This window comes from Pseudoalteromonas sp. QJM3NY_12, from assembly GCF_056173165.1.
This window is the reverse complement of record NZ_CM149661.1, coordinates 1,862,144-1,887,276: the sequence shown is the minus strand read 5'-3', so window position 1 is coordinate 1,887,276 and position 25,133 is coordinate 1,862,144. Positions and strand designations below refer to the sequence as shown.

23 protein-coding genes are annotated in these 25,133 nt (G+C 38.8%); 16 read left to right on the top strand and 7 right to left on the bottom strand.

The features are described from left to right. Nucleotides 1-8 precede the first annotated feature (8 nt). Together AC0VZ5_RS08720 and AC0VZ5_RS08715 are read right to left on the bottom strand one after the other, a co-directional pair. On the bottom strand, nt 9-611 hold the full coding sequence (locus AC0VZ5_RS08720; RefSeq protein ID WP_178956168.1) for an aminodeoxychorismate/anthranilate synthase component II: 603 nt from the start codon (nt 609-611) through the stop codon (nt 9-11). A 1-nt stretch (nt 612) separates the two neighbouring features. After that, entirely contained in the window at nt 613-2,181 is a 1,569-nt protein-coding gene (locus tag AC0VZ5_RS08715) for an anthranilate synthase component 1 (RefSeq protein WP_475472417.1), read from the bottom strand. Between the two features lie 444 nt (nt 2,182-2,625). Between AC0VZ5_RS08715 and rnm the strand changes: the two genes are divergently transcribed. From rnm to AC0VZ5_RS08690, 5 genes are all read left to right on the top strand, one after another. Beyond that, nucleotides 2,626-3,480 (top strand): RNase RNM, encoded by an 855-nt coding sequence (gene rnm, locus AC0VZ5_RS08710; protein WP_475472415.1) that lies wholly within the window; start codon nt 2,626-2,628, stop codon nt 3,478-3,480. Beyond that, complete coding sequence (locus tag AC0VZ5_RS08705; protein ID WP_010390225.1) at nt 3,477-4,097, top strand: L-threonylcarbamoyladenylate synthase; 621 nt, start codon at nt 3,477-3,479, stop codon at nt 4,095-4,097. The genes rnm and AC0VZ5_RS08705 overlap by 4 nt, the downstream gene beginning before the upstream one ends. Before the next feature lie 2 nt (nt 4,098-4,099). Beyond that, nucleotides 4,100-4,939 carry a segregation and condensation protein A gene (locus AC0VZ5_RS08700; RefSeq protein ID WP_475472413.1) on the top strand — a complete coding sequence of 280 codons (840 nt, stop codon included), beginning with the start codon at nt 4,100-4,102 and terminating at the stop codon, nt 4,937-4,939. Nucleotides 4,940-5,085: 146 nt separating this feature from the next. After that, a complete protein-coding gene (locus tag AC0VZ5_RS08695) occupies nt 5,086-5,637 on the top strand; it encodes a cytochrome b (RefSeq protein WP_010390221.1) in 552 nt (183 codons plus the stop codon). A 1-nt stretch (nt 5,638) separates the two neighbouring features. Then, the gene (locus AC0VZ5_RS08690) at nt 5,639-6,220 is read left to right on the top strand and encodes a YceI family protein (RefSeq protein WP_138596164.1); all 582 of its coding nucleotides are present in this window, start codon (nt 5,639-5,641) and stop codon (nt 6,218-6,220) included. Between the two features lie 44 nt (nt 6,221-6,264). On the opposite strand, the gene AC0VZ5_RS08685 is transcribed toward AC0VZ5_RS08690, so the two are convergent. Together AC0VZ5_RS08685 and AC0VZ5_RS08680 are read right to left on the bottom strand one after the other, a co-directional pair. Beyond that, nucleotides 6,265-7,098, bottom strand: a complete 834-nt coding sequence (locus tag AC0VZ5_RS08685) for a transporter substrate-binding domain-containing protein (protein WP_138605991.1) — start codon at nt 7,096-7,098, stop codon at nt 6,265-6,267. 122 nt (nt 7,099-7,220) lie between these two features. Continuing rightward, the gene (locus AC0VZ5_RS08680) at nt 7,221-7,388 is read right to left on the bottom strand and encodes a hypothetical protein (RefSeq protein WP_007375427.1); all 168 of its coding nucleotides are present in this window, start codon (nt 7,386-7,388) and stop codon (nt 7,221-7,223) included. A gap of 412 nt (nt 7,389-7,800) precedes the next feature. On the opposite strand from AC0VZ5_RS08680, the gene AC0VZ5_RS08675 reads away from it, so the two are divergent. The 5 genes from AC0VZ5_RS08675 (at nt 7,801) to icd (ending at nt 17,435) form a co-directional block, all read left to right on the top strand. Then, the gene (locus AC0VZ5_RS08675) at nt 7,801-8,736 is read left to right on the top strand and encodes an acetoacetate decarboxylase family protein (RefSeq protein ID WP_138605993.1); all 936 of its coding nucleotides are present in this window, start codon (nt 7,801-7,803) and stop codon (nt 8,734-8,736) included. A 20-nt stretch (nt 8,737-8,756) separates the two neighbouring features. Further along, nucleotides 8,757-11,006 carry an NAD(P)-binding protein gene (locus AC0VZ5_RS08670; RefSeq protein ID WP_475472411.1) on the top strand — a complete coding sequence of 750 codons (2,250 nt, stop codon included), beginning with the start codon at nt 8,757-8,759 and terminating at the stop codon, nt 11,004-11,006. Between the two features lie 87 nt (nt 11,007-11,093). Then, nucleotides 11,094-13,364 (top strand): TonB-dependent receptor, encoded by a 2,271-nt coding sequence (locus tag AC0VZ5_RS08665; RefSeq protein ID WP_475472409.1) that lies wholly within the window; start codon nt 11,094-11,096, stop codon nt 13,362-13,364. A gap of 28 nt (nt 13,365-13,392) precedes the next feature. Further along, nucleotides 13,393-16,089, top strand: coding sequence for a 7TM diverse intracellular signaling domain-containing protein (locus AC0VZ5_RS08660; protein ID WP_475472408.1), 2,697 nt, complete (start codon nt 13,393-13,395; stop codon nt 16,087-16,089). A 95-nt stretch (nt 16,090-16,184) separates the two neighbouring features. Then, the gene (gene icd, locus AC0VZ5_RS08655; protein WP_475472406.1) at nt 16,185-17,435 is read left to right on the top strand and encodes an NADP-dependent isocitrate dehydrogenase; all 1,251 of its coding nucleotides are present in this window, start codon (nt 16,185-16,187) and stop codon (nt 17,433-17,435) included. Nucleotides 17,436-17,446: 11 nt separating this feature from the next. Here icd and AC0VZ5_RS08650 read toward each other — a convergent pair whose 3' ends face one another. Continuing rightward, nucleotides 17,447-17,893, bottom strand: coding sequence for a hypothetical protein (locus tag AC0VZ5_RS08650; RefSeq protein ID WP_475472404.1), 447 nt, complete (start codon nt 17,891-17,893; stop codon nt 17,447-17,449). 109 nt (nt 17,894-18,002) lie between these two features. Next, on the bottom strand, nt 18,003-18,950 hold the full coding sequence (locus AC0VZ5_RS08645; RefSeq protein ID WP_054201033.1) for a LysR family transcriptional regulator: 948 nt from the start codon (nt 18,948-18,950) through the stop codon (nt 18,003-18,005). A 117-nt stretch (nt 18,951-19,067) separates the two neighbouring features. Between AC0VZ5_RS08645 and aceK the strand changes: the two genes are divergently transcribed. From aceK to lepB, 5 genes are all read left to right on the top strand, one after another. Further along, nucleotides 19,068-20,858, top strand: coding sequence for a bifunctional isocitrate dehydrogenase kinase/phosphatase (aceK, locus tag AC0VZ5_RS08640; protein WP_475472402.1), 1,791 nt, complete (start codon nt 19,068-19,070; stop codon nt 20,856-20,858). A 46-nt stretch (nt 20,859-20,904) separates the two neighbouring features. After that, complete coding sequence (locus AC0VZ5_RS08635) at nt 20,905-21,297, top strand: hypothetical protein (protein WP_198523254.1); 393 nt, start codon at nt 20,905-20,907, stop codon at nt 21,295-21,297. Nucleotides 21,298-21,316: 19 nt separating this feature from the next. Continuing rightward, nucleotides 21,317-22,279 (top strand): zinc-binding dehydrogenase, encoded by a 963-nt coding sequence (locus AC0VZ5_RS08630; protein ID WP_475472401.1) that lies wholly within the window; start codon nt 21,317-21,319, stop codon nt 22,277-22,279. 87 nt (nt 22,280-22,366) lie between these two features. Next, nucleotides 22,367-22,621 (top strand): DUF2999 family protein, encoded by a 255-nt coding sequence (locus AC0VZ5_RS08625; protein ID WP_008113615.1) that lies wholly within the window; start codon nt 22,367-22,369, stop codon nt 22,619-22,621. 123 nt (nt 22,622-22,744) lie between these two features. After that, a complete protein-coding gene (lepB, locus tag AC0VZ5_RS08620) occupies nt 22,745-23,395 on the top strand; it encodes a signal peptidase I (RefSeq protein WP_138606011.1) in 651 nt (216 codons plus the stop codon). A gap of 61 nt (nt 23,396-23,456) precedes the next feature. Here the strand turns inward: lepB and AC0VZ5_RS08615 are convergent, their stop codons facing one another. Then, nucleotides 23,457-24,197: a flagellar brake domain-containing protein gene (locus tag AC0VZ5_RS08615; RefSeq protein WP_232735506.1), complete on the bottom strand. Its 741-nt coding sequence runs from the start codon at nt 24,195-24,197 to the stop codon at nt 23,457-23,459. Between the two features lie 423 nt (nt 24,198-24,620). Here AC0VZ5_RS08615 and AC0VZ5_RS08610 point away from each other — a divergent pair, with 423 nt between their 5' ends. Continuing rightward, nucleotides 24,621-25,127: a DUF2937 family protein gene (locus AC0VZ5_RS08610; RefSeq protein WP_475474755.1), complete on the top strand. Its 507-nt coding sequence runs from the start codon at nt 24,621-24,623 to the stop codon at nt 25,125-25,127. The last annotated feature ends 6 nt before the right edge of the window (nt 25,128-25,133 follow it).

The following is a 25,133-nucleotide window of genomic DNA, read 5'->3' as shown; positions in this document are numbered from 1 at the left end:
TGTTCCTTTTATTTGGCACGTGTTAAATAAGCAACGCTTTGCTGTAGTAGCATTGCGCCGTTGGGCGTTAAAATTGACTCTGGGTGGAATTGATAGCCCAGTGCATTGTCTTGATGATGATAAATAGCCATTGGAATATCTTGATACTTTGCAATAACCGCTAAGTTATCAGGCACTTTTGTGGCCATTAATGAGTGATAACGCGCCACTGGTATAGTGCTACCCATCCCGTTAAACACCGGGTGATCGTCTAACTCAATAATTGATGACTTACCATGTACGGTCTCACCAGCGTGACCGATTACTCCGCCATAGCTTTGTGTTAGCGCTTGTTGGCCTAAACAAATACCTAGCATTGGAAATTGGCCCTTACACAGGTTAATTAACTCCATAAGGCAGCCTGCATCGCTAGGCGCACCAGGGCCTGGTGATAATACCAGCAGTACTTGTCCACGCTCTGCCTGCATTTTTTCGAATATGATCTCTGCGCTAATGTTGTTTCGGTAAACTACTAACTCAGCACCTAGCATTGTTAGCTCATCAACAAGGTTGTAGCTAAATGAGTCAAAGTTATCTAAAAAGTAAATTTTAATAGGGTGTGCTTCACTCATTTTATACTGCCTTATACGTCGATTTAATCGCGGTGATCACCGCTTGGGCTTTAGCGCGCGTTTCGTTTGCCTCTGACATTGGATCTGAATCAAATACAACCCCAGCACCGGCTTGCACATACGCAATATTATTTTTAACAAAGGCGGCACGAATAACAATACAGCTGTCCATGGCACCGTCACCGGTTAAATAGCCAACTGCGCCACCATAGCTACCGCGACGTTTGCCTTCAGTTTTGCGCACTAATTCTGCCGCACGGACTTTGGGGGCACCGACTAAGGTACCCATGTTCATACAGGCTTGATAAGCATGCAGAGCATCTAATTCGGGTTTTAATTTTCCTACTACACGTGATACTAAGTGCATTACCTGTGAATAGCGGTCTACTTTTAATAGCTCTTTGGCATGGCGTGTACCAGGCACGCTAATACGAGCAACGTCGTTACGTGCTAAATCAACTAGCATTAAGTGCTCGGCACGTTCTTTTTGATCGTTTCTGAGCTCAAGTTCAATACGGCTATCTAAATCGGGATTAATTTGTCCATTTGCAAACTTACCCCGTGGGCGAGTACCTGCAATCGGATAAACCTCAACTTGTTGAGACTTAACCTCATACTTAAGCGCAGACTCTGGAGAAGCGCCAAATAATGAGAAATCTTCATCACGCATGTAAAACATGTACGGGCTTGGGTTTTGCTTTTTAAGCTGGCTATAAGCATGTAATGAGTCAGGGCACGGCAATGAGAAAGTACGAGAGGGCACCACTTGAAAAATATCGCCATCAACTATGTGTTGCTTAAGTTTTATCACTTGTTGGCAATATTGCTCATCACTAATATCAACATTTACAGGGCAGTCACCTGTTTGGCTTGGGGCACTAAAGTCTGCGGCGTGGTCGCACAATGTATTAAGGCGCTCTAATTGTTTGCCCACTTCAAAACAATTAGCGTGAACATCAGGGCCATTAAACACATTACCAATTAATTCGGTTGTTTGTTTTTGGTGATCAATAACAACCAGTGTTTCGGCTAAATAAAATACGTAGTCTGGGCAGGTGTTTTCACCGTCAGGCACATCGGATAGTTGTTCAAAGTTAGCCACCATGTCGTAGGCAAATACGCCGCCTAAAAACACTGAGAACGGATTGTCAGTGGTGCTTCTAATACTATTTAAACAAGTGCGTAGTGCACTAAAAGCGTTATCGGCAATCAGTTTGCTAGCTTGGTCAATGGTGTCATCGGCTGGGTGATACTCAAGTGTGAGTGTGGTATCGGTTAACTGTGAAGCGCAGTTTTGTACATTAGCCTGCAAATAGTTAAGTAGTTGTTGGCCGTTGTTTGATTGCGCACTGATGCTCACTTGGTTGCCTTGGCAAACAATACGTAATGCACAATCAACCAGTATTAAGCTTTTTACGCTATCTTTTGAATCTATTTCTGCAGATTCAAGCAATAGTGAGTTAGGTTTATCAAGTGCCGCATACAAGGCAAGTGGGCTACTTATGTAGTCTCGTACTTGCGTTATGCTGGTCACTTCACCTGGTGTTGTTATTATATGACTAAAAATCAAACCTCATCCCCTAAAAAAATAAAACCCCGCAATGCTAAGCAGTGCGGGGTTTGAATAACGATGTCTAAATTATAGATAGACCATTACCGTCCCGCTATGCCAAGCGGCGCCACCAATGATGTGTAAGAGTGTTTACGTTATTCATGTTTTTAATTCCTGTTAATCTTGTATTGCAAAATTTAGTGATAAAAAAACCCGCATGGTAGCGGGTTAGAATTTTTTGTTTAGACACGACAATTCATCACCCTTTGTTTTAAGAGTGCCACCACCAGATGATGTTTTGAATTGTATTTTTCATTGTTATTTATTCTTTAATGTCTAAAAGTGGCTACAGTAAAACGTATCAACTGCTTTTGTGTCAAGTGTTTATTTAAAACAATTTCGTTAAAAAACTTGTTATACTGTGTGAAACACCATTAAACCATTAATTAAAGTAGTTTTCATTTGATAAAATACGACTTACATAGCCATACAACACACTCAGACGGACATTTAACCGTTGAGGAACTATTAGCGCGAGCAGTCGATAAAAACATTGATGTATTTGCCATTACCGATCACGATACTGTGGCCGCAATTGAGCCTGCGCAGGCTTTTATCAAACGTGAAAACTTGCCGCTTAAACTGATTAATGGGGTTGAAATATCAACCAAATGGGAGAGTTTTGAAATACATATTGTTGGGCTTAACATTGATACCAATGATCGCACTTTGCATACATTACTTAGCGAGCAACAGCAAAAGCGCGAAACCCGTGCAATTGAAATAGGCCACCGATTAACTAAAAATGGCTTTGAGGGTATTTATCAACAAGCCCGCGAGCTGGCTGAAAATGCGCAAATTACTCGCGCTCACTTTGCCAGAGCTTTAATTGAGCGAGGTGTGGCTAAAAATTTTCCTGGGGTATTTAAAAAGTACTTAGGGCGAGGAAAAACCGGTTACGTACCGAGTAACTGGTGTGATATGCAAACGGCAATTTCAGCGATACATGCCGCCGGTGGGGTGGCTGTTTTGGCGCACCCAAGTAGCTATAAAATGTCGAATAAGTGGTTGCGTAAACTACTCGTAGAGTTTAAATCAGTGGGCGGTGATGCAATGGAAGTTGCCCAACCGCAACAGGCCCCGAGTGAACGTCAGTTTTTAGGCTTGTTGAGTCAAGAATACGACCTGCTTTGCTCTCAAGGCTCTGATTTTCATTTTCCGACTAGTTATTTAGAACTTGGAAAAAATTTATACTTACCTAAAGATTGTCAAGGGGTTTGGCAAACATGGGAAAAGCACGAAGGAGTTGCATTATGAGTCAATTATTTCATATACATCCGGATAACCCACAGCCTAGACTAATTTCTCAAGCTGTTGATATTATTAAACAGGGCGGCGTAGTTGTGTACCCAACAGATTCGGGATATGCGATTGGCTGTAATTTAGGTAACAAACAAGCAAAAGAGCGCATAGAGCGTATTCGTGGTATTGAAAAACACCATAATTTTACTTTAGTGTGCCGCGATTTATCTGAGCTTTCTACTTATGCTCGCGTAGATAACCAAATGTTTAGGCTGATCAAAAATAATACCCCTGGGCCTTATACGTTTATTTTTAAAGGCACAAAAGAAGTACCTAAACGCTTATTAAACGATAAGAAAAAAACCATAGGTATTCGTGTTATTGAACACCCAATTGCTTGTGCGTTACTTGCTGAATTGGGGGAGCCATTAATGTCATGCTCACTTATTTTACCGGGTGATGAATACACGCAAGCGGACCCCGATGACATTTTGGATCGTCTAGATAAGCATGTCGATTTAATTATTCATGGCGGATACCTCACAGAGCAAGCAACCACGGTAATTGATTTATCAGAGGACGATATTCAAATTTTACGTGTAGGCTGCGGTGATACGGCTCCATTTGAATAACAATGAAAAAGCCTGACACGGTTTCGTTAATACCTACAGATATGCCAGTGCAGCAAAAGCTGCCACTGGCATTTTTGCATGGGAAAGCCGTTGTTGAAAAGCCTGAAGATTTATATATTCCGCCTGATGCGCTTGAAGTTATTTTAGAAACCTTTGAAGGCCCGTTAGATCTGTTGCTTTATTTAATTAAAAAGCACAAGTTAGATGTTCTCGAATTATCTATATTTAGCATTACTGAGCAGTATGTAAAATATGTAGAAATGATGAGTGAGTTTCAGTTAGAACTCGCCGGCGAATATCTCGTAATGGCAGCATTGCTGGCGCAGATTAAGTCGCGGTTGTTACTGCCAGTGCATGAGGAATTAGAAGAAGAGGAAGATCCCCGCGCCGAACTTATAAAACGTCTACAAGAGTACGAACAATTTAAAAAAGCGGCCGAAAATATCGATTCTTTGCCCCGCGTTGGTCGCGATATATTTATCGCCAATGCAACTTTCCCAGAGTTAGAAGAAAAAAACCAACCCTTACCTGAACTGGCAATCAAAGATCTATTGTTAGCGCTAAGCGACGTAATGGCGCGTGCTAAAACATTTGAGCATCATTTAATTAGTGCAGAAACCCTGTCAACTCGTGAACGTATGAGTTTAATTTTACACACACTATCCCAAGCAAAAGCACCTGTTGCGTTTACCCAACTGTTCACCTTTGAAGAGGGCCGCAGTGGAGTTGTTGTTAGTTTTATCGCCATGTTAGAACTGATAAAAGAGGGTTTAATTGCTTGCTTACAAGTTGAGTCTGATAGCCAAATATATGTATCTCTTAATCAGGCTGCCGAAAGTTAACCTCCCATAAAGTTTTTTGCAATTATACTAAATTAATAGACTTTACTGTGCGTATACGCACGATAAGTGTTTGCATATGCTATTTTAATCGCCACTCATCCATTATATCGTAGTGTTATTACTAGATTAGAGATTGGCGATAAGCAATGTTTAAAAACTCAAAAACCGGTTATGGCCTGATGGCTATATTTTTACACTGGTTAATGGCGTTGACTGTCTTTGGTTTGTTTGGTTTAGGCTTATACATGGTTGAGCTAACTTACTATGATAGCTGGTATAAAGGCTCATTAGATTTGCATAAAAGCATAGGGCTGAGTTTAGCGGCTGTATTTGTTTTTAGACTGTTATGGCGTCGATTTAATGTAAAACCTAGCCCTATTGGGACCAACACTCAATTAAATCAGCTGGCCCAAACCGCACACATTTTAATGTATCTGTTTTTAGTGATTATTATGGTGTCTGGGTATCTAATCTCTACTGCTGATGGGCGACCAATCGAAGTGTTTGGTTTGTTTTATGTTAAAGCCATCGACTTTACCTTTGATTCTCAGGCAGATATAGCAGGGCAGATCCATTATTACAGCGCATGCTTATTGATCGGGTTTGTGGTGCTGCATATTTTAGGTGCGTTAAAACACCACTTTATAGATAAAGATAAAACATTAATTAGAATGATCAAATTACAAAAGGAAGCTTAAAATGAAAAAGTTACTATTAACTTCAGCGTTATCAGCAGCGATGTTTATGACAGCTACCCATGCTAGTGCTGCAGACTATGTTATTGATACCAAAGGAGCACATGCCTTTGTTAATTTTAAAATTAAACATTTAGGTTACAGCTGGTTGCACGGGCGTTTTAACACCTTTGATGGGCAGTTTAACTACGACCCTAAAAATCCAAACGCATCTCAAATTAGTGTAAATATCGACACAGCAAGCCTAGATTCAAACCATGCTGAACGCGATAAACACTTACGCGGTGGTGACTTTTTAAACGTAAGCAAATACCCACAGGCTAGCTTTAAAAGTACAGCAATTAAGTTTGATCAAGACGGTGAAGAAGCCACAGTAACCGGTGAGTTTACCCTTCATGGTATTACTAAAACAATTAGTTTTGAAATTGATAAGATTGGTGAAGGTAAAGATCCATGGGGTGGTTACCGTGTTGGTTTTGAAGGTGAAACCAGCTTAAAACTAGCCGATTACGGTATTGATTACGATTTAGGCCCAGCGTCAACGCACGTTGATATTGGTTTATTTATTGAAGGTATTCGTCAATAATACCGTTTTATAGTTAAAGCTAAGCGTTATCACGCTTAGCTTTTTTATTGTAAATGCGCTTCTAATTTTGATTTTAAGTGACTTGGTAACCACCGAGTTAATACTTGTTTATAGTCTTCAGTTTGCTTAATTAGTTTGAGTTGCTGATTGAGTGTGGCAATATCTTCTGCGCCTTGCTCGTTTTTAGTACAGCCAATGTAACCGTAACTAATTTTTGGTGCCTCAGTCAGCATGCGCTGCGTTAAATTGTCACTAAACCCCATCGTTTTTGCTAAATAATAATGCTCACTGGGGTAGCCTAATAAAATATCAATTCGCTCTAAGTTAAGCATATAGGTTAATGTACTGAGGGTATCGCGAGTAGGTCTAATGACAATATTTGTATTAGGTGTGGTATTAATTATTTTATCAATTTCACTGCCGTATGAGCGATTCATCGATACACCCAAGGTGAGCTTTTTATTTACTAATAAATTAGTTAACGACACTGATTTACTGCTTTCAATACCTAGCGCAATGCTCAGCTTTTGATGCATGGCAATAGATGGAGAAAGACCAGCTGTAGAGCTTTGATGCGTGAAATAAACACGTTCTTCTCGATATTTGTTTTTATAAAGTGATAATGCGCATGCATTTGATTGCAGGTTAGCGAGTTCCTGAATAACTTTACCAGAGGGAATAATGATACGTTCAAAGTTAATATGCGGAAGTTGTTGCTCTAATAGCGAAATAATACTTTCATCACGGCCCTGAGATTTATCCGGACCGCTCAATATATAATAGGGCGCAAAGTCATGCGTTATCCATTTTATTGTTCTGGCATCACACTTTGTGCTTAAAAATACACAGACGAACAGTATTATCCACGAAAACCGCATTTTCACTACAACAAATAAATAAACATGGATTTAAGTGTAGTCAGTAATACACCAAAAAGTAAAATGCCAGCATAAAGCTGGCATTTTAATTTATTTATAAGTTAAACACTTATAAATAATAATTAACTGGCTTTCAGCCATTTTACAAATTGACGTGCATCACTTGCTTTTTGAAACAATGCATTTTTCAAACCTTGTGTATCGCTGAAGATTACACGATGTTTGTTAACCGAAATTGATTGCACTGGATGTGCTATTTGGATCATAGATCCGTTATATTTGTATGACATAATAAAACTCACTTTATTTTTGTTATTTATTCTGGGCTTTTTCTTAAAGCACATTACAGATGATAAATAATCTAATTGTGTTTAGCTTCATTACAGTGTTGACGATCTTTATGACACTTTTACGATGATATTAAAATAAATCATCAAGGTATTAATAGGGGTTCTCGCCGTACAATAACTTAGCTTTTGAATATACGTTTTGCGGGGCTTACTGGATCAGGGTAAAGAGGTTAACCGCTAGGGCTTTTTATAGCCAAGCAGCAATAATACGCCACAATATTTTTCTTTGCAAGCAATTTATTAAAATACTTTGAATTGAGTGGAATTCACGAATAGCCATAAATATTAATTCGTAAAGATCAACAGACTCAAATATATCTGACTATACTCAGTTTTTAACTGAGGGGGTCAAATGAGTTCACTATCTGCGCCATATCAACATTTTTTATCTAATCCAATAGCAAAGCCGCCTTGTCGTATGCACAATGCGAATATGTATGGTTTTTTTGCTGAAATAGAATCTAAGAAAGCACAAAAGTACATTGATTCAACGTTAAACATAGGGGGTGAGGGTAATATTTATTTTAAAATACTTGGCGAGTTTGCACTTATTACATTTACGGATATTGAAAAAATAGCCTCAATGACCTCGCCATTCGATCAGCATGGTTGGATGCAAGAAACAGATATTATCATTTGGTTGCCTGTCGCTAAGGTTGAGGATGAAGATATAACCTACTTATATTGGTATCCAGCTTTTATCTGTGTTAACAACATTTATGCACTTATTAATGGTCGCGAAACATGGGGCTATAATAAGTATTTGTGTGACTACACCATGCCCAGCTGTGTATCGGAGCTATCGAATTTTTCAATATCTTTAGAGTGCTTCGAATATTTTTCTCCTGAATCTAAGCTACAAATGCATGAGTTATTTTCAATTACTATGAACTCTAAACACCAAGATAGCGATTTCTTATCTATTATTGATGACTTTGGCGAGCAAGTAGCAAATTTGTTTTCTCGCAAACATTTAGGTATTGATTTTTCATTATTAAAGCAGCTATTGAGTGGCTTTGTTAATCCACAAATGGATCAAATATTGTTAAAACAATTTCCTGATGGCAGCGGTGATTCAGCGGTATACCAAAGCGTAATGCACTCACCCTCTGAGATTAAAAAAATACACCATTTTAAATTTTTAAAGCCAGAGTTTACTTTACACCTCAATAAATTAGACAGTTTCCCACTTGCCGACATGTTTGGTCTAAAGTTAGGTAGTCAAGCGTTGCATTTACCTTTTTATGTGCAAATGGACTTTGACCAGTTAGCCGCAACTAAAATTTAAATTGCTTAGAAGGATTTACCATGAACCAAGAAAAAATCGTGATAATTGGTGGCGGTGTATCAGCAATGACTGCTGCATTGTATTTGACTGAGCAAAGTGACTGGCAACAGCATCGAACTATCACAGTATACCAACAAGGCTGGCGTTTGGGTGGTAAAGGAGCAAGTGGTCGTAATGCGGCTAGCGGGCAGCGTATTGAAGAGCATGGCTTACATGTTTGGTTTGGTGCTTATGTAAATAGCTTTAAAACAATAGAAACGGTTTACACTAAATTACAACGGCCAGCCGATTCACCTTTATCTACATGGCAGCAAGCATTAAAACCGCATAGCTTTATAGCCTTAGAAGAATATATTGATGACCAATGGCAAACATGGCCAATTGATTTCCCATTACTTGCAGGGAATCCTGCTGATGGAAGTTTAGATATAACGCCATGGGATTTTATTAAAATGACCCTAGCTTGGCTAAAAAAGTGGATATTTGATTTACAGTCAGCAGCAAAAAAAGCCAACAAAAATATACAACTAAGTACAAAAAAATCACGAGATCAATCTTTATTACGGCATTTGCACCAACAAATAACAGATTTGGTTGATGATACCGAAGATGCTTGGCAACAATTTGCTGATGATATAAAACAATATTCGAGTGAAGTTGCTTCTACTCCAAGCTTATTAATTAATACGTTAAATAAGTTTGCACACGCCGACAATACATTAAACCCCCAAGTACATGAGAAAAAAGATGGCCTTGTTATTTGGTATATAGTTAGAAAACTAAAGCGCTGGCTTAATAGCGAAATGATTGAGTTGTTAGACAATAATGCGCAGCTTAGACGATTATATATTTGCGCAGACCTTGCTATTGCAATGCTAGTTGGTTTGGTAAAAGACAAAGTATATCGAGATGGGTTTGAGGTTATAAATAAATTTGATTTTAGGCAATGGCTTATAAGAAATGGGGCAAACGAGCAATACAGTGCTAATTCGGCGCCCATACGAGGGTTTTATGATTTGGTGTTTGCGTACCCTGCGGGTGACCTAAGTAAGCCCAATGTTGAGGCTGGTGTCGCATCACTGGCTATGTTACGCATCGCGCTGTGTTACCGCGGAGGGGTCATGTGGAAAATGCAAGCGGGGATGGGCGATGTCATCTTTGCTCCCTTGTACGAATTACTTAAAAAAAGAGGGGTTAAGTTTGAGTATTTTCATCAATTGCAAAACCTGACTCCCAGCCTAAGTGAGCAAGGAGAGAGTTTTGTCGAGAGCATTGAGCTTCAGCAACAAGTTTCTTTGCTCTCAGACGCAGAGTATAAACCACTGGTTAATGTTAAAAAACTACCTTGTTGGCCAAGTGAACTACTTTATGCGCAAATTAATAGTGAACAAGCCGCACTATTAAAGAAGCATGATATTAACTTAGAATCTTTTTGGTCAGACTGGCCGTCTCAATACGAAAACCATTTTGGGCAGCCACTGCCAATAAAAAAATTAAACTACAAAGAAGATTTTGACAGAATTGTGTTGGGTGTATCTGTGGCGTCACTTGAGCACGTATGCCCTTCATTATTAGCGTGGGATACTAAATTTGCAGCACAAGCAAAGCAAGTCAAAACGGTGGCAACCCAAGCTGCCCAACTATGGCTTAATAAAACAGACGAGCAATTAGGCTGGCAATATATTCCAAAGAGTAAAGAAGGCCCAATTTTAAGTGGCTTTAGCGAACCATTTGATACGTGGGCGGCAATGATGAATTTAGTCGACAAAGAGCAATGGCCTACTGATTGTCCTCCTAAAAACATTGCTTATTTTTGCAGTGTTTTTCCTTGTGAGCACTATCCACCAAAAAGTGAACATCAATTTCCTCTACAGGTTAAATCGCAAGTAAAGGTAAACCTAGAAGCAATACTAGAAAAAAACATGCAGTCTTTATGGCCGCTTGCATATCAAAATAATGAGTTTGATTGGTCTGTATTATATGAAATATCGTCATCAGGGGATGAACGATTAAATGCTCAATACTGGCGAGTAAACGTTGACCCAAGTGAGCGTTATGTTTTGTCAGTTGCTGGTTCAAGTAAGTATCGACTGGCGACAGATGAAACAAAATTTACAAACCTTTTTATTACCGGAGACTGGATTAAAACGGGTGTTAATGCCGGTTGTGTTGAAGCGGCTGTTATGGCGGGTATGCAAACAGCCAGAGCAATGGTGGGTTACCCACAACACATTAGTGGCGAAAATGCATTTGCAGTTATCAAAAATTAAAATACCCTTCTAGCACAGCTTTAATCGGTTGATTAGTATATAGTTAAACATGTTGTTTACATTTATTTAGCGTAAAGGTCACGTGAAATGAAAAATAAAGGCAAGCTTCTGAATAAAAATATATGGTTGGTATGCTTACCAGGTTTTTTACTACCACTGCAGGCGAAAGTTGTTGTAGAGGGTAAAAGTGATGATCAGCCTAATATGGAAATCATTGAGGTTTATGCGCAAAAAAGAGCGCAAAAAATTGAAGAAGTCGGCATTTCTGTTAGCACAGTAACAGGGGATGATCTCAAAGCGCAACAGGTTAAAGACTCAACAGAGTTATCTGTATTTGCCCCTAATTTAAAAATTAGCCAAAACGCAGCGGAAGGTACACCGCCAGCGGTTAATATTCGTGGTGTTGGATTAGTTGATTACAATACAGCTAATACATCGCCGGTGGCTATGTATGTTGATGAAATAGCAGTGGGCTCTGCCAGTAACCAAATTGTTAACTTGTTTGATATTGAGCAGATTGACATTTTGCGCGGCCCTCAAGGAACTTTATTTGGTCGTAATTCCACTGGTGGGGCTATTTTAATCCGCTCTAAACGCCCTGAGTTTGAACAAAGTGGTTATTTAAGTACAGGTGTTGCTAATAATAATGCAACCAGTGTTGATGCTATGTTTAATTCAGCTATTGGAGAAAACACAGCCGTTCGTGTTGCGCTAAACCATCAAAATTATGATTATTCTACAAACAATATTTTTGCTGATTCACCAACAGCGGGCATGCGGCAAACAAATGGTCGAGTATCTTTTTTAGCTGACTTTGACACTGTCCAGTTGTTGATAAAAGGGCATATTTCTGATTGGGATGGCATAGTTCAGCCTGTTGGCAGTATTGGGGTTATTGCAAACCCATTAACAGGAGAGCGATGCTCGCCAGCACAAGCAGGTTCAACCACCTGTTTTGATAACTTTGGATTTAATGATGGCAGTGATGATTTTTATACAGTAAGCGTTAATAATAATTCGCCACATAAAACCGATGGTAAGGGAGGGAGTGCCCATGTTAATTGGCAATTGGATACACACAATGAGCTTATTTCACTAACTAGCTATAACAAGTTAAAGCGTGATCATGCCTTTAACTGTGATGGCTCTCCAGCACGGTTATGTGAAGGCAATTTAGGTTTAAATACTGATTTAGTAACGCAAGAGTTTCGGTTGCAATCTCAGCTCGCAGAGCATTTTCTTACAACGGGAATTTATTATGCTGATGAGTCTATTATTCAAGACAATGTAAATGATATTTTGCGAGATTATCGAGGCATTTTAGAGACAGATTTAACCGCTACTTTTTTCTATGATAATAGGATAAAAACAAAGAGCATTGCAGCGTTTACCCAACTTGACTATCAATTAAACCAAGATTGGCTAATTACCGCTGGGCTTCGTTATTCTTATGAGTCTTTAGATTACGACTCAACATCCCAGCTTAATATTATTTTAGACCCTAACGATTTAACCGGAGTTAAGGTGCCATTTTATCGTGTTCAGGGAGAGCAATCAGATAATGGCATTTCTGGTCAGTTGGCTGTGAACGTTAAGCTGGATGATGCGACCTATGGCTATTATCGATTTGCTAATGGCGCAAAAAGCGGAGGCTATAACGGTGGGTTTTTATCATCGGTTGAACAAGCACAGCTTGCTGATTATCAAAAAGAACGATTGAACTCACATGAAATTGGCTCAAAGTCTTGGTGGCCACAGTTGGGCATGCGATTTAATTGGGCTGCATTTTATTATGATTATAATGACCAGCAGGTGTTTATGAATCAGCCTTCAGTATCTGATCAGAGCCCGCCTATTCAATTATTAGAAAATGTGGCAGATTCGACTATATATGGCCTAGAGGCTGATTTTGAGTATTGGCTGACCGGTGATTTGAATGTTAAGTTTGCTATGGGTTATATACCCCATGCAGAGTTTGAAGAATATGTTGATCCTTTAGGTAACGCATTATCAGATAATCGCTTGCCGTTTACCTCAAAATGGAACCTCAGTGCAGGCATTGAATACACGCACGTGCTGGCTAATCACCCACTAACAACGCAATTATTAGTTGATTATCAATCCGACTATTATTTTGATCAGAATCAAAACCCTTATGCGATGCAAGATGGCTATAGTATTTTTAATGCAAACATACATTATCAACATGATAACTGGGCGATTGCTATTTGGGGGAAAAACCTCTTTGGTACGCAATATAGTCACTTAAAATTTGATTTAAGCTCTTTCCTTGGCATGCTTGAGGACTTTAAAGGTGAAGGCAGGCGTTTTGGTTTAGATGTTAGTTATCAGTTTTAATTTTAGTCTTTAAATTAAGGTGCGAAGTATGCCAATGAAGGCAGTTCTAAAGCTATTTTTATATTGTGTATTTTTGTGCTTTAGCAATTTAGCGCCGGCAGATACACTCGCTCCTATTGTTTATACTTTAAAACAACAAGATACTGATTTGCTCGATCAGGGTCATGTATTTCAGGTAACGAGTGGTACTTTTCCCCGTAACCACAGTGAAATAGAAATGTGGCTTGAAGATAAACAACCACAATCAAGAACATCGTTTTTTGGTGGTAGTTTTTGGTTTGTCATAGCACTTGAAAATAAAACAGATTTAGATGAACTGGTGCTCTATCCGTATAACACGTTACTTTCAAAAATCGAAACCCGGATTTATGATATATCGAACTTTGATGAACCAATAAAGCAGTATGTAACAGGGGGACTTTACCCAAATGAGTTTGCATTTCACTATGGTAATAAAGTTAAGCTGGCGCCTAATCGTTCTTACATACTAATTGCAAAATTTCAAAGTGAATATTTTTATACTCCACCAAAATTAGTACTTTCATCTTATGACGATTTTTTTGTAAGAAAAACATCAGACAACATGATTATGTTGCTGTGCTTTGGGGTTGGTATTGCATTAGGTTTATACAATTTTCTTATTTACTTGGGTGATAGAGATAAAACCCATTTATACTACGCCATGTTCACTGCATGCTGGGTGTTGGCTTGGAGTCAGTTTTTTCATATACCGGACCAAATTTTTGGTTTTTACAATGCCCATTTTCATTGGTTAGGTTTTACTTTAATTCCCATCACAAATATTTTATTTTTTAACAGCTTACTTAAATTAAAAGACACGTCTCCTAAGCTATCTCGATTATCAATCTACCTAGGCATTATTGCCACAGCAGGCGCACCTTTTGCAATGGTTTGGCCTGGTTTTGGCTTTATTTGGGCCACTTTAGTAACAGGGGCAACTTTATCTCTAGGTATGGTTGTTGGTATACGAAGCTGGATCAGTGGCTTTAAACCAGCTCGCTATTTTGTTCTCGCCTATTTGGCTATGGCCATTCCTAATATGGTTGGCAATTTAACTAATCTAGGACTTATTGAGCCAATAAAAATGGATCTCTATTTACTTGGACTTATTGGCACAGCGCTCGATGCAGTATTACTTGCTTTTGCTGTCGCAAATAAATTCAGTATTTTGCATCATCAGAATGTTGAACTGACTAAAAATTTGGAACACAAGGTCGAACTGCGTACCCAAGAGTTACAACAATTGGCGGAAGAGCTTCGTGATGCAAGTGAAGCTAAAAGTCGATTTTTAGCTAACATGAGCCATGAGATCCGCACCCCAATGACATCCATTATTGGTTATGCTGATGGGATAATTTTAGGTGATATACAGCCTCATGAAAGAAATCATGGGATCAGGGTGATTTTGCAAAACAGTCGTCATGTACTTGGGCTAATTAACGATATTTTGGATATGTCGAAAATTGAGGCTAACCGTTTAGAGATAGAATTAGTTGAAACGGATTTGTTTGCCACTATTGCTGAAATTGAATCATTACTAGGAAAGCAAATCCGCGATAAAGGCTTAAAATTCAAAGTTGATTATCAATTTCCATTACCAGATTGGATAGTCTCAGATCCAACTCGACTTAGGCAAATATTATTAAATTTAGCAACCAATGCACTTAAATTTACTACCCAGGGTTACATAATGCTGACGGTGAGTTGCAATCAAAAGCAACTAATAATTAAAGTTGAAGACACCGGTATTGGAATGACTGAAAGTGAGCAAAAAGACTTGTTTACTCCCTTTCACCAAGCTGACTCGTCCATTTCTCGTAAATACGGTGGTACTGGACTTGGCTTAAATATATCAAAAAGCTTAGCAAATAAACTAAATGGCGATATTACTGTATTTTCTGTGGTAGGTAGGGGTAGTGAGTTTTGCTTTACTATGGAGTTAAATACAACCGAACATACGCAATGGGTTAACGCATTTGACGATATACGTAAACCACAAACCAAAGAGCTATTTTTAAATAATATTCAGCGGAATTTAGTGGGTAGAGTGCTTGTGGCTGAAGACCATCCAGAAAATCGTCAGCTTATTAAGCGAATTTTAGAGCGGATGGGGTTAACCGTTTTAGCTGTTGAAAATGGTCGAGATGCAGCTCAAGCAGCGATGGATGAAAGCTTCGACTTAATTTTATTAGATATTCAAATGCCAATTATGGATGGTGAACAAGCAATTAAGATTATACAAGCAACAGGGGTAACAACACCTATTGTGGCGCTCACTGCTAACACGATGAAGCATGAAATTGATCGCTATTTAAAACAAGGTTTTACTGATCATATTGCCAAACCTATAGATAGACGCTGTTTTAGTAGTAAAATTGCAAATTATCTTGATATTGATATATGCGAGAACATTAAGCTACCCGATGAGGAGTTTTCACAACTCAAGCAAGAATATATTAAAGGGTTAAATAAACAAAAAGACACGTTAGTGTCTCAATTTGAGCAGGGTGATATAACGGGTTTTGCACGCAGCGTACATATGATCAAAGGAACGGCTGGAATGTTTGAATGCAAAGCTTTGTATAAACAGGCTGTTGATTTTGAAACAAACTTAAAGTCTTCACCTGACGCTTTCGACATACAACAAGTTGAGGCTCTACTCAATGCGATTGACGTTATTTTAACCGTTCAAAAAGCACCTTAAACTTTACATTTTATCGTTGAATAACCGCTATACGCTTTGTTATGAAGACAAGTAGGGTTATGCATGCTTAAATATATTCTCTTGTAGGAGGACGTATGCAGTATCAACATATTAAGATGCCAGACAATGGCGAAAATATTCACATTGATGATCAAGGACAGTGGCATATACCCAAGCAACCTATTATTGCCTATATTGACGGTGATGGGGTTGGTTTAGATGTGATGCCAGTAATGCGTCAAGTAGTGGATGCTGCCATAGAGCATTGTTATGGCAAGGAACGTAAGATACATTGGATGCAGGTGTATAATGGTGAACAAGCGGCCAAGCTTTATGATGGTGACTGGTTCCCTCAAGAAACCATTAATGCGGTACGTGAATGCAAAATTGCTATAAAAGGGCCGCTAACCACACCTTTAGGCGGCGGGTTTCGCTCTCTTAATGTTGCGCTTCGCCATGAAATGGATTTATTTGTTAATATGCGCACTATAAAAGGCTTTAGTGCTTTACCCACGCCATTAAAAAACCCTTTTACCACTAATATTACTGTGTTGCGCGATAGCAGTGAAGACGTATATTCAGGAATTGAATGGCAGGCGGGGAGTGTTGAAAGTGAAAAAGTGCTCGATTTTTTGTGTGAAGAAATGGGCGTAACCCGTCTTCGTTTCGCTCAAGAGTGTGGTATAGGGATTAAAAATATATCTAAAGAAGGGTCAGAGCGATTAATACGCTTTGCCATTAATTATTCTCTTAAAAATGAGAGAGAGTCACTTACGTTAGTGCACAAAGGTAATGTTCTTAAATTTACCGATGGGGCGTTTAAACGCTGGGGCTTTGCGCTCGCAAAACAAGAATATAATGCCAAAGAACATGAAAATGGGCGTTGGCTTGAAATAGAACGAACCGATTTACCCCCTTTGATTATTAAAGAAGTGATTGCCGATAATATGTTGCAGCAATGCTTGATGGATCCTGCGCAATTTGATGTGGTGGCTACCACAAATCAAAATGGTGACTTTTTAGCCGATATGCTCAGTGCACAGGTTGGGGGGGTAGGGATTATGCCTGCCGCCAATTTAAATACAGAGGTGGCTTTTTTTGAGCCGACCCATGGCACGTTCGAGCGAATAGCTGGTCAAGATAAGGCAAACCCAAGTAGTAGCTTATTAAGCGCGGTGCTAATGCTAAAATTTATGGGATGGGATGAAGCGGCACGTTTAATCGAAAACGCCTTAGAAACTACATTTGCCAGTGGCCAGGTAACTTTTGATTTGGCTCATTCAAATCATAACTCGACAACCTTAAGCTGCAAACAATTTGCTAGTAAGGTTATCGAGCACTTTTAAACGACTGCATGTTAAGCTGCTGAAGCGTTAGCGGTTGCTTGACGATGAACACATGGACGCTCTGTTAGCTCTGCTGCTCTGTGATAAAGCTCATGTGCACTTGGCTCGTCACATACAGTGCCACTGAGCGTATCCATTAACGCAACTACAATAATGGCTGGTACTTGACAGCAGTATTCATCTAATACGGCTTCAGTTGTTTGTGCATCAACATGGCAATGAGGGTGGCTTTTACGTTGATAGGCACTTAATAAAGTGCTTACGTCGAGTATATCGTTTTCTTGATGTTTATTTTTACGACATTTACAGCCGAATTCATCTACTAATGTGGCAAGTGACTGGTAAACGTGACCCGTCTCAAGCGGCGTATTTGGGCATAATTGTTGTTCAATGAAGTGATGTAAACTTGCATCAATGAATAACCCGTCTTGTTGTGTGAAGCTTGCTGATGTTTGCATAATTATTACTCTTAGTTTGTTGGCTTAACTTCACTGTAGCGCTAAGTGTAATATTAATGAAATTGTTGTTTTCAATAACTGATATTGATTTTATCAATATTTTAATATGTTACCTATCAACCACTGTATTTGCGAACGCCAATAACTCACGTCTAAGCCATTGATGCGCTGGTGTGTGGTGTAATAACGGGCTCCAAATCATTTTTACTTCTATGGGCACGACTTGAAATGGTACTGGGCTAATCACTAAATTAGTATGACTGGTTAATAGCTTTGCTTGACGACGAGGTAGCGTAGCTATGAGTTGCTCAGATTGACACAGTAAGCTGGCAATCATGTAATGGCGAGTAAATACGCGTATTTTACGAGTTTGTTCTAATTGCCACAAAGCTTCATCTACCCAGCCTAATTTTTGTTTTCCTGACTTATTGGTCACTGCGGGCTCTGGCCCCCAGCCTGCGCGGTTAACCCATATATGTTCGCTTTGTAGGTATTGATTTAAGTTAGCATGCGTTAAAAAATCATTATTTGGGTGGGTTAAACAACAATAATTATCTCGCCATACAGTCGCTTGATGAAAAGAGCGCGGCAGACCATTAAAACGATTTATTGCCAAATCGATAGTGCCTTTTTCCATATCTTGTAAATTTACATCACTGGGACTGAGCACATCAAAGTCAATGCCCGGGTTTTTAGCTAGTTGCTCGCAAATAAAGGGGGCGATGAGGGTCGATTCTAAATAATCGTTTGCCATAATACGAAATGTAACTTGCGCAGTTGCTGGGTTAAATTGCTCGCTTGGTTGAGTGATCTCCTCTGCCATTTTAAGCAGCGCTTCAATTTCAGGTTTGAGCGACAGTGCTTTGGCTGTTGGAGTCATAGAGCCCGCAGCTCTTACCAGCAAAGGATCATCAAATAAATCTCTTAAACGTTTTAACGCATTACTCATCGCTGGTTGAGTTAAAGCAAGCTTATTAGCTGCTTTTGATACGCTTTTTTCATCTATTAATACATTTAAATAGACGAGTAAATTGAGGTCGACATTTCTTATATTCATATGATCAATTTTATTTATTTGCTGTATTAATTACCTAAATTAAAGTGTGCTTGCTAAGGTGTAAACCTCTAATAAAAAATAATCAGCATAATTGCTATAAATAGAAGCGCCTAAATCATGCCAAGCACGCCATTAACCTCTCAACATAATTCGGTACAATCCGTGGTCGCCACTAAGTTAGCCCGAGCGATATTTGCAGGCTTTGAGGCTATGTTTGCACAATTTTTAAATATCACCTTAGGGGCACAAAGTCGCTTTGAACAACGCCAGTATCATGAGGTGCAAGCAGCAATGCGAGAGCGCTTACAAGTGTATGAACGCCAAGTAAAGCAAGTTAGTGAAGCTGTTAGAGTGATTGCTTATGATGAATTGAATTGCCCTCAAACATGGCAACGGGCTAAAAATATTTATGGTGAGATGGTAAAAGAGCATGAAAACCAGCCCATTGCGCATACATTTTTTAATTCTACTTTTGGCGCTATTTGGGATGATAAAAAAATTCGCACAGTTCACTTATTTGTATTAAAAGCAAAATACCGAGGGCAGCCGCGCTCTTATGAAGGGCTTGTAAGTCGTATCTCCTTAAAAGAAGGGTTTGATCAGGCAATTAAAGCCTTATTAAATGAGCAAGTGTTTAGAGTCCCCTTTAAAGATTTAAGTAGTGATTTAACTAAGTTACAAGCAACATTAACGCAAGGTGCTCAGCAGCAATGTCGACAAGTATACGAATTAATAAACTTAAATGATGGTTATATTGAATATGCTAACTCGCATTTTTATCGCAATAAGGCCTGTTATGTCATAGGGCGATGTATTGCCAAAAATGGCGATAACATGCCTTTTGCAATTGCAATTTTAAATACCTCTGACGGGCTTACAATTGATGCTGTAATGATGGGGGCTGATCAACTAAGCTTATTATTTGGCTTCGCACGTACCTATTTTATGGTAGATACCGACCAACCTGCCCGTTATGTTGACTACCTCAGTGTGTTAATGCCTCACAAACAACGTTTTGAATTATTCAATGCGATTGGTTTCATCAAACATGCCAAAACCGAGTTTTATCGTTATAAGGTAGATACGACTAAAAGTAGTCCCGAGGAATACACGTATCATCTAGCGCCAGGGACTCCAGGTATGGTGATGCTGGTTTTTACTATTGATGGCCTAGATTATGTTTACAAGGTGATAAAAGATAAGTTTAGTGCCCCAAAAACAGCAACAAAACAACAAGTAAAAGATAAATATAACTTTGTAAAACAAGCCGACAGAGTAGGGCGCTTAGTCGATACTCATGAATTTAGATACCTTGCATTTGACTTAAGTCGTTTTAGTGAAGAACTGCTAATACAAATGAAAAAACACATTGGCGATAGCTTAGTCATTTCCGGCAAAGCCTTAATACTAAAACATGTTTACGTTGAACGAAAAATGACACCGCTTAATTTGTATATTAATCAGTGTAATAGTAAATCACTGCAGCAGGTGATGATTGATTATGGTAAAGCGATTAAAGAGCTTGCCAGTGCTAATATCTTTGCTGGTGACATGCTGATGAAAAACTTCGGCGTAACGCGCTGGGGGCGAGTAGTATTTTATGATTATGATGAAATTTGCCCTCTTACCGATTGCAATTTTAGAGACGTGCCAAATACACAAAACGCGTTAGAAGAATTAAGCTCACACAGCTATTTTGATATAGATCAAAATGATATATTTCCCAGTCAATTTAAAGTGTTTTTTAGTGCCAGTAACAGCGCGTTTAACCACTTTAATCATTACCATAGTGACTTATTTACAGCAAAGTACTGGCAAATGACCCAGCAAGGAATTGAGCAAGGCCAGCTTCCGGATGTATATCCTTATAAGCAAAGTTGGCGTTTTAATACTATGTCAGTAAATTAACGCTGAGTTTGTTTCTTCAGGCACAGTTAACACGATAAGGATTATGATGAAATTTACTATACTCGCTTGCTTAGTTTTATTGCCATACTCTGTATTTGCCAATCCCCTATTAGGTACGTGGGAGTTTGTTCAAGGAAAATACGCGGTAGAAGATGGGTTTGTCAGCGCTAAAGCCCCAGAGATAACTTCAATTAAATTAGTAACAGCAACACACTTTAGCTATATCACAGAAAAAAATGGCCAATTTAGTTATGCTGGTGGTGGCCAGTACCAATTAAACGATGGGCAATTTATTGAAACCTTTGAGTATGGCAATATTGCATCATTGATGGGTAAAACCATGGCTTTTGATTATAAAGTTGAAGGGAATTTGTGGCATCATTCTCTTACAGAAAATGGCCAGCTAGTTGAAGCCGAAGTGTGGCGAAAAATCAAATAAACCCAATACAAGGAGACTTATGCAGTACATTTCACATCATGAGCAGCAGTTAGCGTTTTCGAAAACCGATAAACCGAAGGTTAACAATAATGAAGTGCTGGTAAAAGTGGCAGCGATTGGGGTTAACCGCGCTGATTGTATGCAGCGTCAAGGTAAGTATCCTGCCCCTGAAGGGGATAGCCCTATTTTAGGACTTGAGTGTGCAGGCACCGTGTGTGAGCTTGGCAGTGAGGTAGACCCTAAATGGCTCGGTAAGCGTATTTTTACTTTATGTGCTGGTGGCGCTTACAGTGAATATGTCGCAGTAGATGCGCAGCAGTTAATGATATTGCCTGATCATATCTCTATGGCGCAAGGTGCTGCTATAAGCGAAGTATATTTAACTGCCTTTGGTGCGCTATTTGAATTAGGCAAGTTACAATCAGGGCAAACGGCGCTTATTCATGCCGGTGCCAGTGGTGTTGGTGGGGCTGCTATTCAAATGGCAAAAAGTGCTGGTGCACAAGTAGTGATTACCGCAGGTTCGGATGAAAAGTGTGAACATGCTAAAAGGTTGGGTGCTGACCACGTAATTAATTATAAGACCACTGATTTTGTTGAGTATATGAAATCACATAAGCTCACTGCAAACGCAATTGTTGACCCTGTGTCTGGTAGCTATTTAAATAAAAATGCCATGGTGGCCGCAATGGATTGTCAGGTTATTATGCTGGCATTTTTAGACGGGCGCTTTGCAGAGGTAGACTTTGCACGTTTATTACAAAAGCGGATTTCGTTTCATGCATCAACACTTCGTAATCGCAGTATTGAGTTTAAACGTGCTCTGAGAGATGCATTTGTCGCGCGTTTTTACAATGATATTGCCAACGAGAACTATGACTTTAATATTTATAAAACTATGCCATGGCAACAAGCTAGTGAGGCTCATGCCATTTTAGAGGGTAATGAAAACTCAGGTAAAGTTGTGCTACTGGTTGAATGATATAAGCAAGCAGAGCGGGATTAATATTGTTAATTAGGCTGTGCGCCCATATAATTTAGTGAACACTATAAAATATTAAGGCAAATAATGAATCCAATTATTGCAATATTAAAAGAGCACAACGTCAGTGATGAAAAAGTAGCCGCGTTGTTTGAAGCATTTACCCAAAACCCAATGATGGCTATGGCATTAGTGCAAGAGCTGGGTATACCACCAGAAAAACTTCAGCAATTAATGGCTGTAGTGATGACTCAACCGCATTTGATTAAAGAAGCTACTGATGAATTAGGGCTTGATTTTGCAAAAGTACAAGAAGCGAAAGACAAGTTAAATCAGCAGTAAACCATCTTTAGAGACATGTTTTATACATGTCTCTATCATTAAACATGTTTTGTTACACACTCCTTTGAACGGCTCTGCGTTTATACAGTCAAATAAATACTTAACCCATAGCAGAGAAAAAACATGAAGCGACTTTATAAATTTTGGAAAAATAATCGCTCTTTAATTGTATTCATTATTTTAATGAGTGTATTTCGTAGTGCCGTCGCCGATTGGTACGAAATACCAACAGGTTCAATGAAACCGACTATTGAAGAAGGCGACCGAATCCTTACCGATAAAATGGCGTATGATTTACGTATACCATTCACGCATGTATCCCTTTTGAGAATGGCGGACCCACAAACTGGCGATATTATTGTATTTGACTCGAAAGTAGCGGATAACCGCTTGATCAAGCGCGTAATAGGTGTACCTGGAGATACTATTGTACTTGAAAATAATGAACTCATAATCAACGGTAAAAAGCTTAATTACACAAATTTGCAAAGTAATACGACTTCTTCAGATAAAATAGAAAACTTAAATGGTTATAAGCATTCAATCCGCGTAGCTAATATACCATCACGTTTATCGGGCTTCGACGAAATAACAATTCCTGAACACTACTATTTAGCCATGGGTGATAACCGTGATAATAGTGCAGATTCTAGAGTAATAGGGCTTATCCCACGTGATGAATTACTAGGTAAAGCCGAGCGTGTGATTGTATCGCTTGATTACGATAACTATTACTTACCTAGGACAGAGCGGTTCTTAAAACCTTTAGAGTAATAAAACAGTGGGTATAGAGGCTAACCAAGCATATGTTAGCCTTAATTCGTTTGTGGTTTTTCTAATCTATATCAATTGAATACGCTTCGAGTAGCTCATTTAGCTTCGTTTGCTCTGATGCATCAAACTCGATACCAACACTTAGGCGATTACCCTTCATTTGATTATTTCTGATATAGGACGTGACTATGACAGACTTATTGTCTATCGGTGACAAAATATGCACAAATACTTGGCGTTTTTTAAGCGCTACAAATCCAGAGCTCACATGTATCGCAAAACGGCAGCCACTGGGTGAAATATCTATGATTAACCCATGCAATAAGCTCTTACTATCGGCGTCTACATCACCTTTGTGTAAACTTATTTTAGCTGGGATATGAGTTGGTAGCCTGCTTGTTTCTCGCAGCTGACGGCTTTCAATTTTTTTAGGGTAAGCTAAATAAATTAATCGTTCTGGGCGAAATGAAATTGCTAATATGCTGGTTGAAAAAGCCACACATTCACCGCGTTCATCTTCAATGATATAACGTACAATAGCGCCATTGCCTTCAACTAAAATATCGCTGTAATCGTTCTTACCTGCTTGAGCAGGGTATTTTAATATTAAATATTTACCGGTGTCATAGCCAATTAAAGTAAGCTTAAAGCGAACTTGAATAGGGTTGTTAAATTGTATATCGATCATCTTTCCAGGAAGTAAATCGAGGAAAAACTTCTTTTGGTCTTCGGTTGGATTATCTTCAACAGTGGTGTTATTGTTATTCGTTTCCACAAACTCTTTCTCAATATTAACAGACACTTAATTATCTTTTAATATAGTGTAAAAATCACTAGAATTAAAGGGGGGATTTAGGAGAGGTAATTAATACTTTATGCTGGTTATAGTGAGTTTTTTCAGTTATAAGCTCCGGTTTATCTATAAAGCTGTTGCTATTTTGGCAACATTAAAGTAAAGAGCATACCTATAACACTTCAAGCGCTTTGCTATTGAAGCCATACCTATATAAACTTTATCACGTTAAGTATTATGGTTTTTGAGCTTATGTAGAGAATACTAGTGCTTGCAAAGCGATTGAGCAAAGGGTGATGGTACCACCTATCTACAATACTACTTAATTATTATATTGTGACATACCTAGGTCCTTGCAAATTTAACCTCAAAAGGTCAACTGGCCTTAAACACCATCTAAACGTTTAAATCAAAGTAGCACAAAGGATGATGATGATCGTTAACATACTTGATAAATTAATATTTTCTTGTGCTTTTATTATTTCATTGCAACTACCGCAGTTGAGTGATCATTACCAACAACATTTAGCGGGCTTGTATCATGCGACAAAGTGGCAAGTTGATGGCTATGCAAACACAGCAAAGCAATATAAATTTTCTAGTACACAAGCAATGATAAACCGTCATTTAGCAAATACTGAACCGAGTGTTAGAGCAGATGCAGAACAAAAACAGCAAACCTTGATGCTATTTGCTGACTTAAATCAAGGTATGAAGCTATTCGAGCAAGGTAATTTAGTGCAAAAATTGCTGTATATATTCTCCCCTGAGCGTTTCGACAGATTACAAAATACACTTGATAACTTTAAGTTAGGTATTCCTTTAACCACCAGTGCGTTATTGTTTGCGCTAATATTAGCTATCATATTAAATCAGCTCGTAATGTTGCCGTATACTTTATATGTTGCCCACAAAAAACGAAACGCAGCGAGTGCTTAATGACGT

Excerpts from the sequence above, each read along its gene's own strand:
- AC0VZ5_RS08695 (WP_010390221.1), top strand. The coding sequence starts at position 5,086 with ATGTTTAAAAACTCAAAAACCGGTTATGGCCTGATGGCTATATTTTTA.
- AC0VZ5_RS08720 (WP_178956168.1), bottom strand. The coding sequence starts at position 611 with ATGAGTGAAGCACACCCTATTAAAATTTACTTTTTAGATAACTTTGAC.
- AC0VZ5_RS08670 (WP_475472411.1), top strand. The coding sequence starts at position 8,757 with ATGAACCAAGAAAAAATCGTGATAATTGGTGGCGGTGTATCAGCAATG.
- AC0VZ5_RS08660 (WP_475472408.1), top strand. The coding sequence starts at position 13,393 with ATGCCAATGAAGGCAGTTCTAAAGCTATTTTTATATTGTGTATTTTTG.
- icd (WP_475472406.1), top strand. The coding sequence starts at position 16,185 with ATGCAGTATCAACATATTAAGATGCCAGACAATGGCGAAAATATTCAC.
- AC0VZ5_RS08645 (WP_054201033.1), bottom strand. The coding sequence starts at position 18,950 with ATGAATATAAGAAATGTCGACCTCAATTTACTCGTCTATTTAAATGTA.
- aceK (WP_475472402.1), top strand. The coding sequence starts at position 19,068 with ATGCCAAGCACGCCATTAACCTCTCAACATAATTCGGTACAATCCGTG.
- AC0VZ5_RS08625 (WP_008113615.1), top strand. The coding sequence starts at position 22,367 with ATGAATCCAATTATTGCAATATTAAAAGAGCACAACGTCAGTGATGAA.
- lepB (WP_138606011.1), top strand. The coding sequence starts at position 22,745 with ATGAAGCGACTTTATAAATTTTGGAAAAATAATCGCTCTTTAATTGTA.
- AC0VZ5_RS08705 (WP_010390225.1), top strand. The coding sequence starts at position 3,477 with ATGAGTCAATTATTTCATATACATCCGGATAACCCACAGCCTAGACTA.
- AC0VZ5_RS08685 (WP_138605991.1), bottom strand. The coding sequence starts at position 7,098 with ATGCGGTTTTCGTGGATAATACTGTTCGTCTGTGTATTTTTAAGCACA.
- AC0VZ5_RS08635 (WP_198523254.1), top strand. The coding sequence starts at position 20,905 with ATGAAATTTACTATACTCGCTTGCTTAGTTTTATTGCCATACTCTGTA.
- AC0VZ5_RS08630 (WP_475472401.1), top strand. The coding sequence starts at position 21,317 with ATGCAGTACATTTCACATCATGAGCAGCAGTTAGCGTTTTCGAAAACC.
- AC0VZ5_RS08610 (WP_475474755.1), top strand. The coding sequence starts at position 24,621 with ATGATCGTTAACATACTTGATAAATTAATATTTTCTTGTGCTTTTATT.
- AC0VZ5_RS08650 (WP_475472404.1), bottom strand. The coding sequence starts at position 17,893 with ATGCAAACATCAGCAAGCTTCACACAACAAGACGGGTTATTCATTGAT.
- AC0VZ5_RS08665 (WP_475472409.1), top strand. The coding sequence starts at position 11,094 with ATGAAAAATAAAGGCAAGCTTCTGAATAAAAATATATGGTTGGTATGC.
- AC0VZ5_RS08675 (WP_138605993.1), top strand. The coding sequence starts at position 7,801 with ATGAGTTCACTATCTGCGCCATATCAACATTTTTTATCTAATCCAATA.
- AC0VZ5_RS08690 (WP_138596164.1), top strand. The coding sequence starts at position 5,639 with ATGAAAAAGTTACTATTAACTTCAGCGTTATCAGCAGCGATGTTTATG.
- AC0VZ5_RS08700 (WP_475472413.1), top strand. The coding sequence starts at position 4,100 with ATGAAAAAGCCTGACACGGTTTCGTTAATACCTACAGATATGCCAGTG.
- AC0VZ5_RS08680 (WP_007375427.1), bottom strand. The coding sequence starts at position 7,388 with ATGTCATACAAATATAACGGATCTATGATCCAAATAGCACATCCAGTG.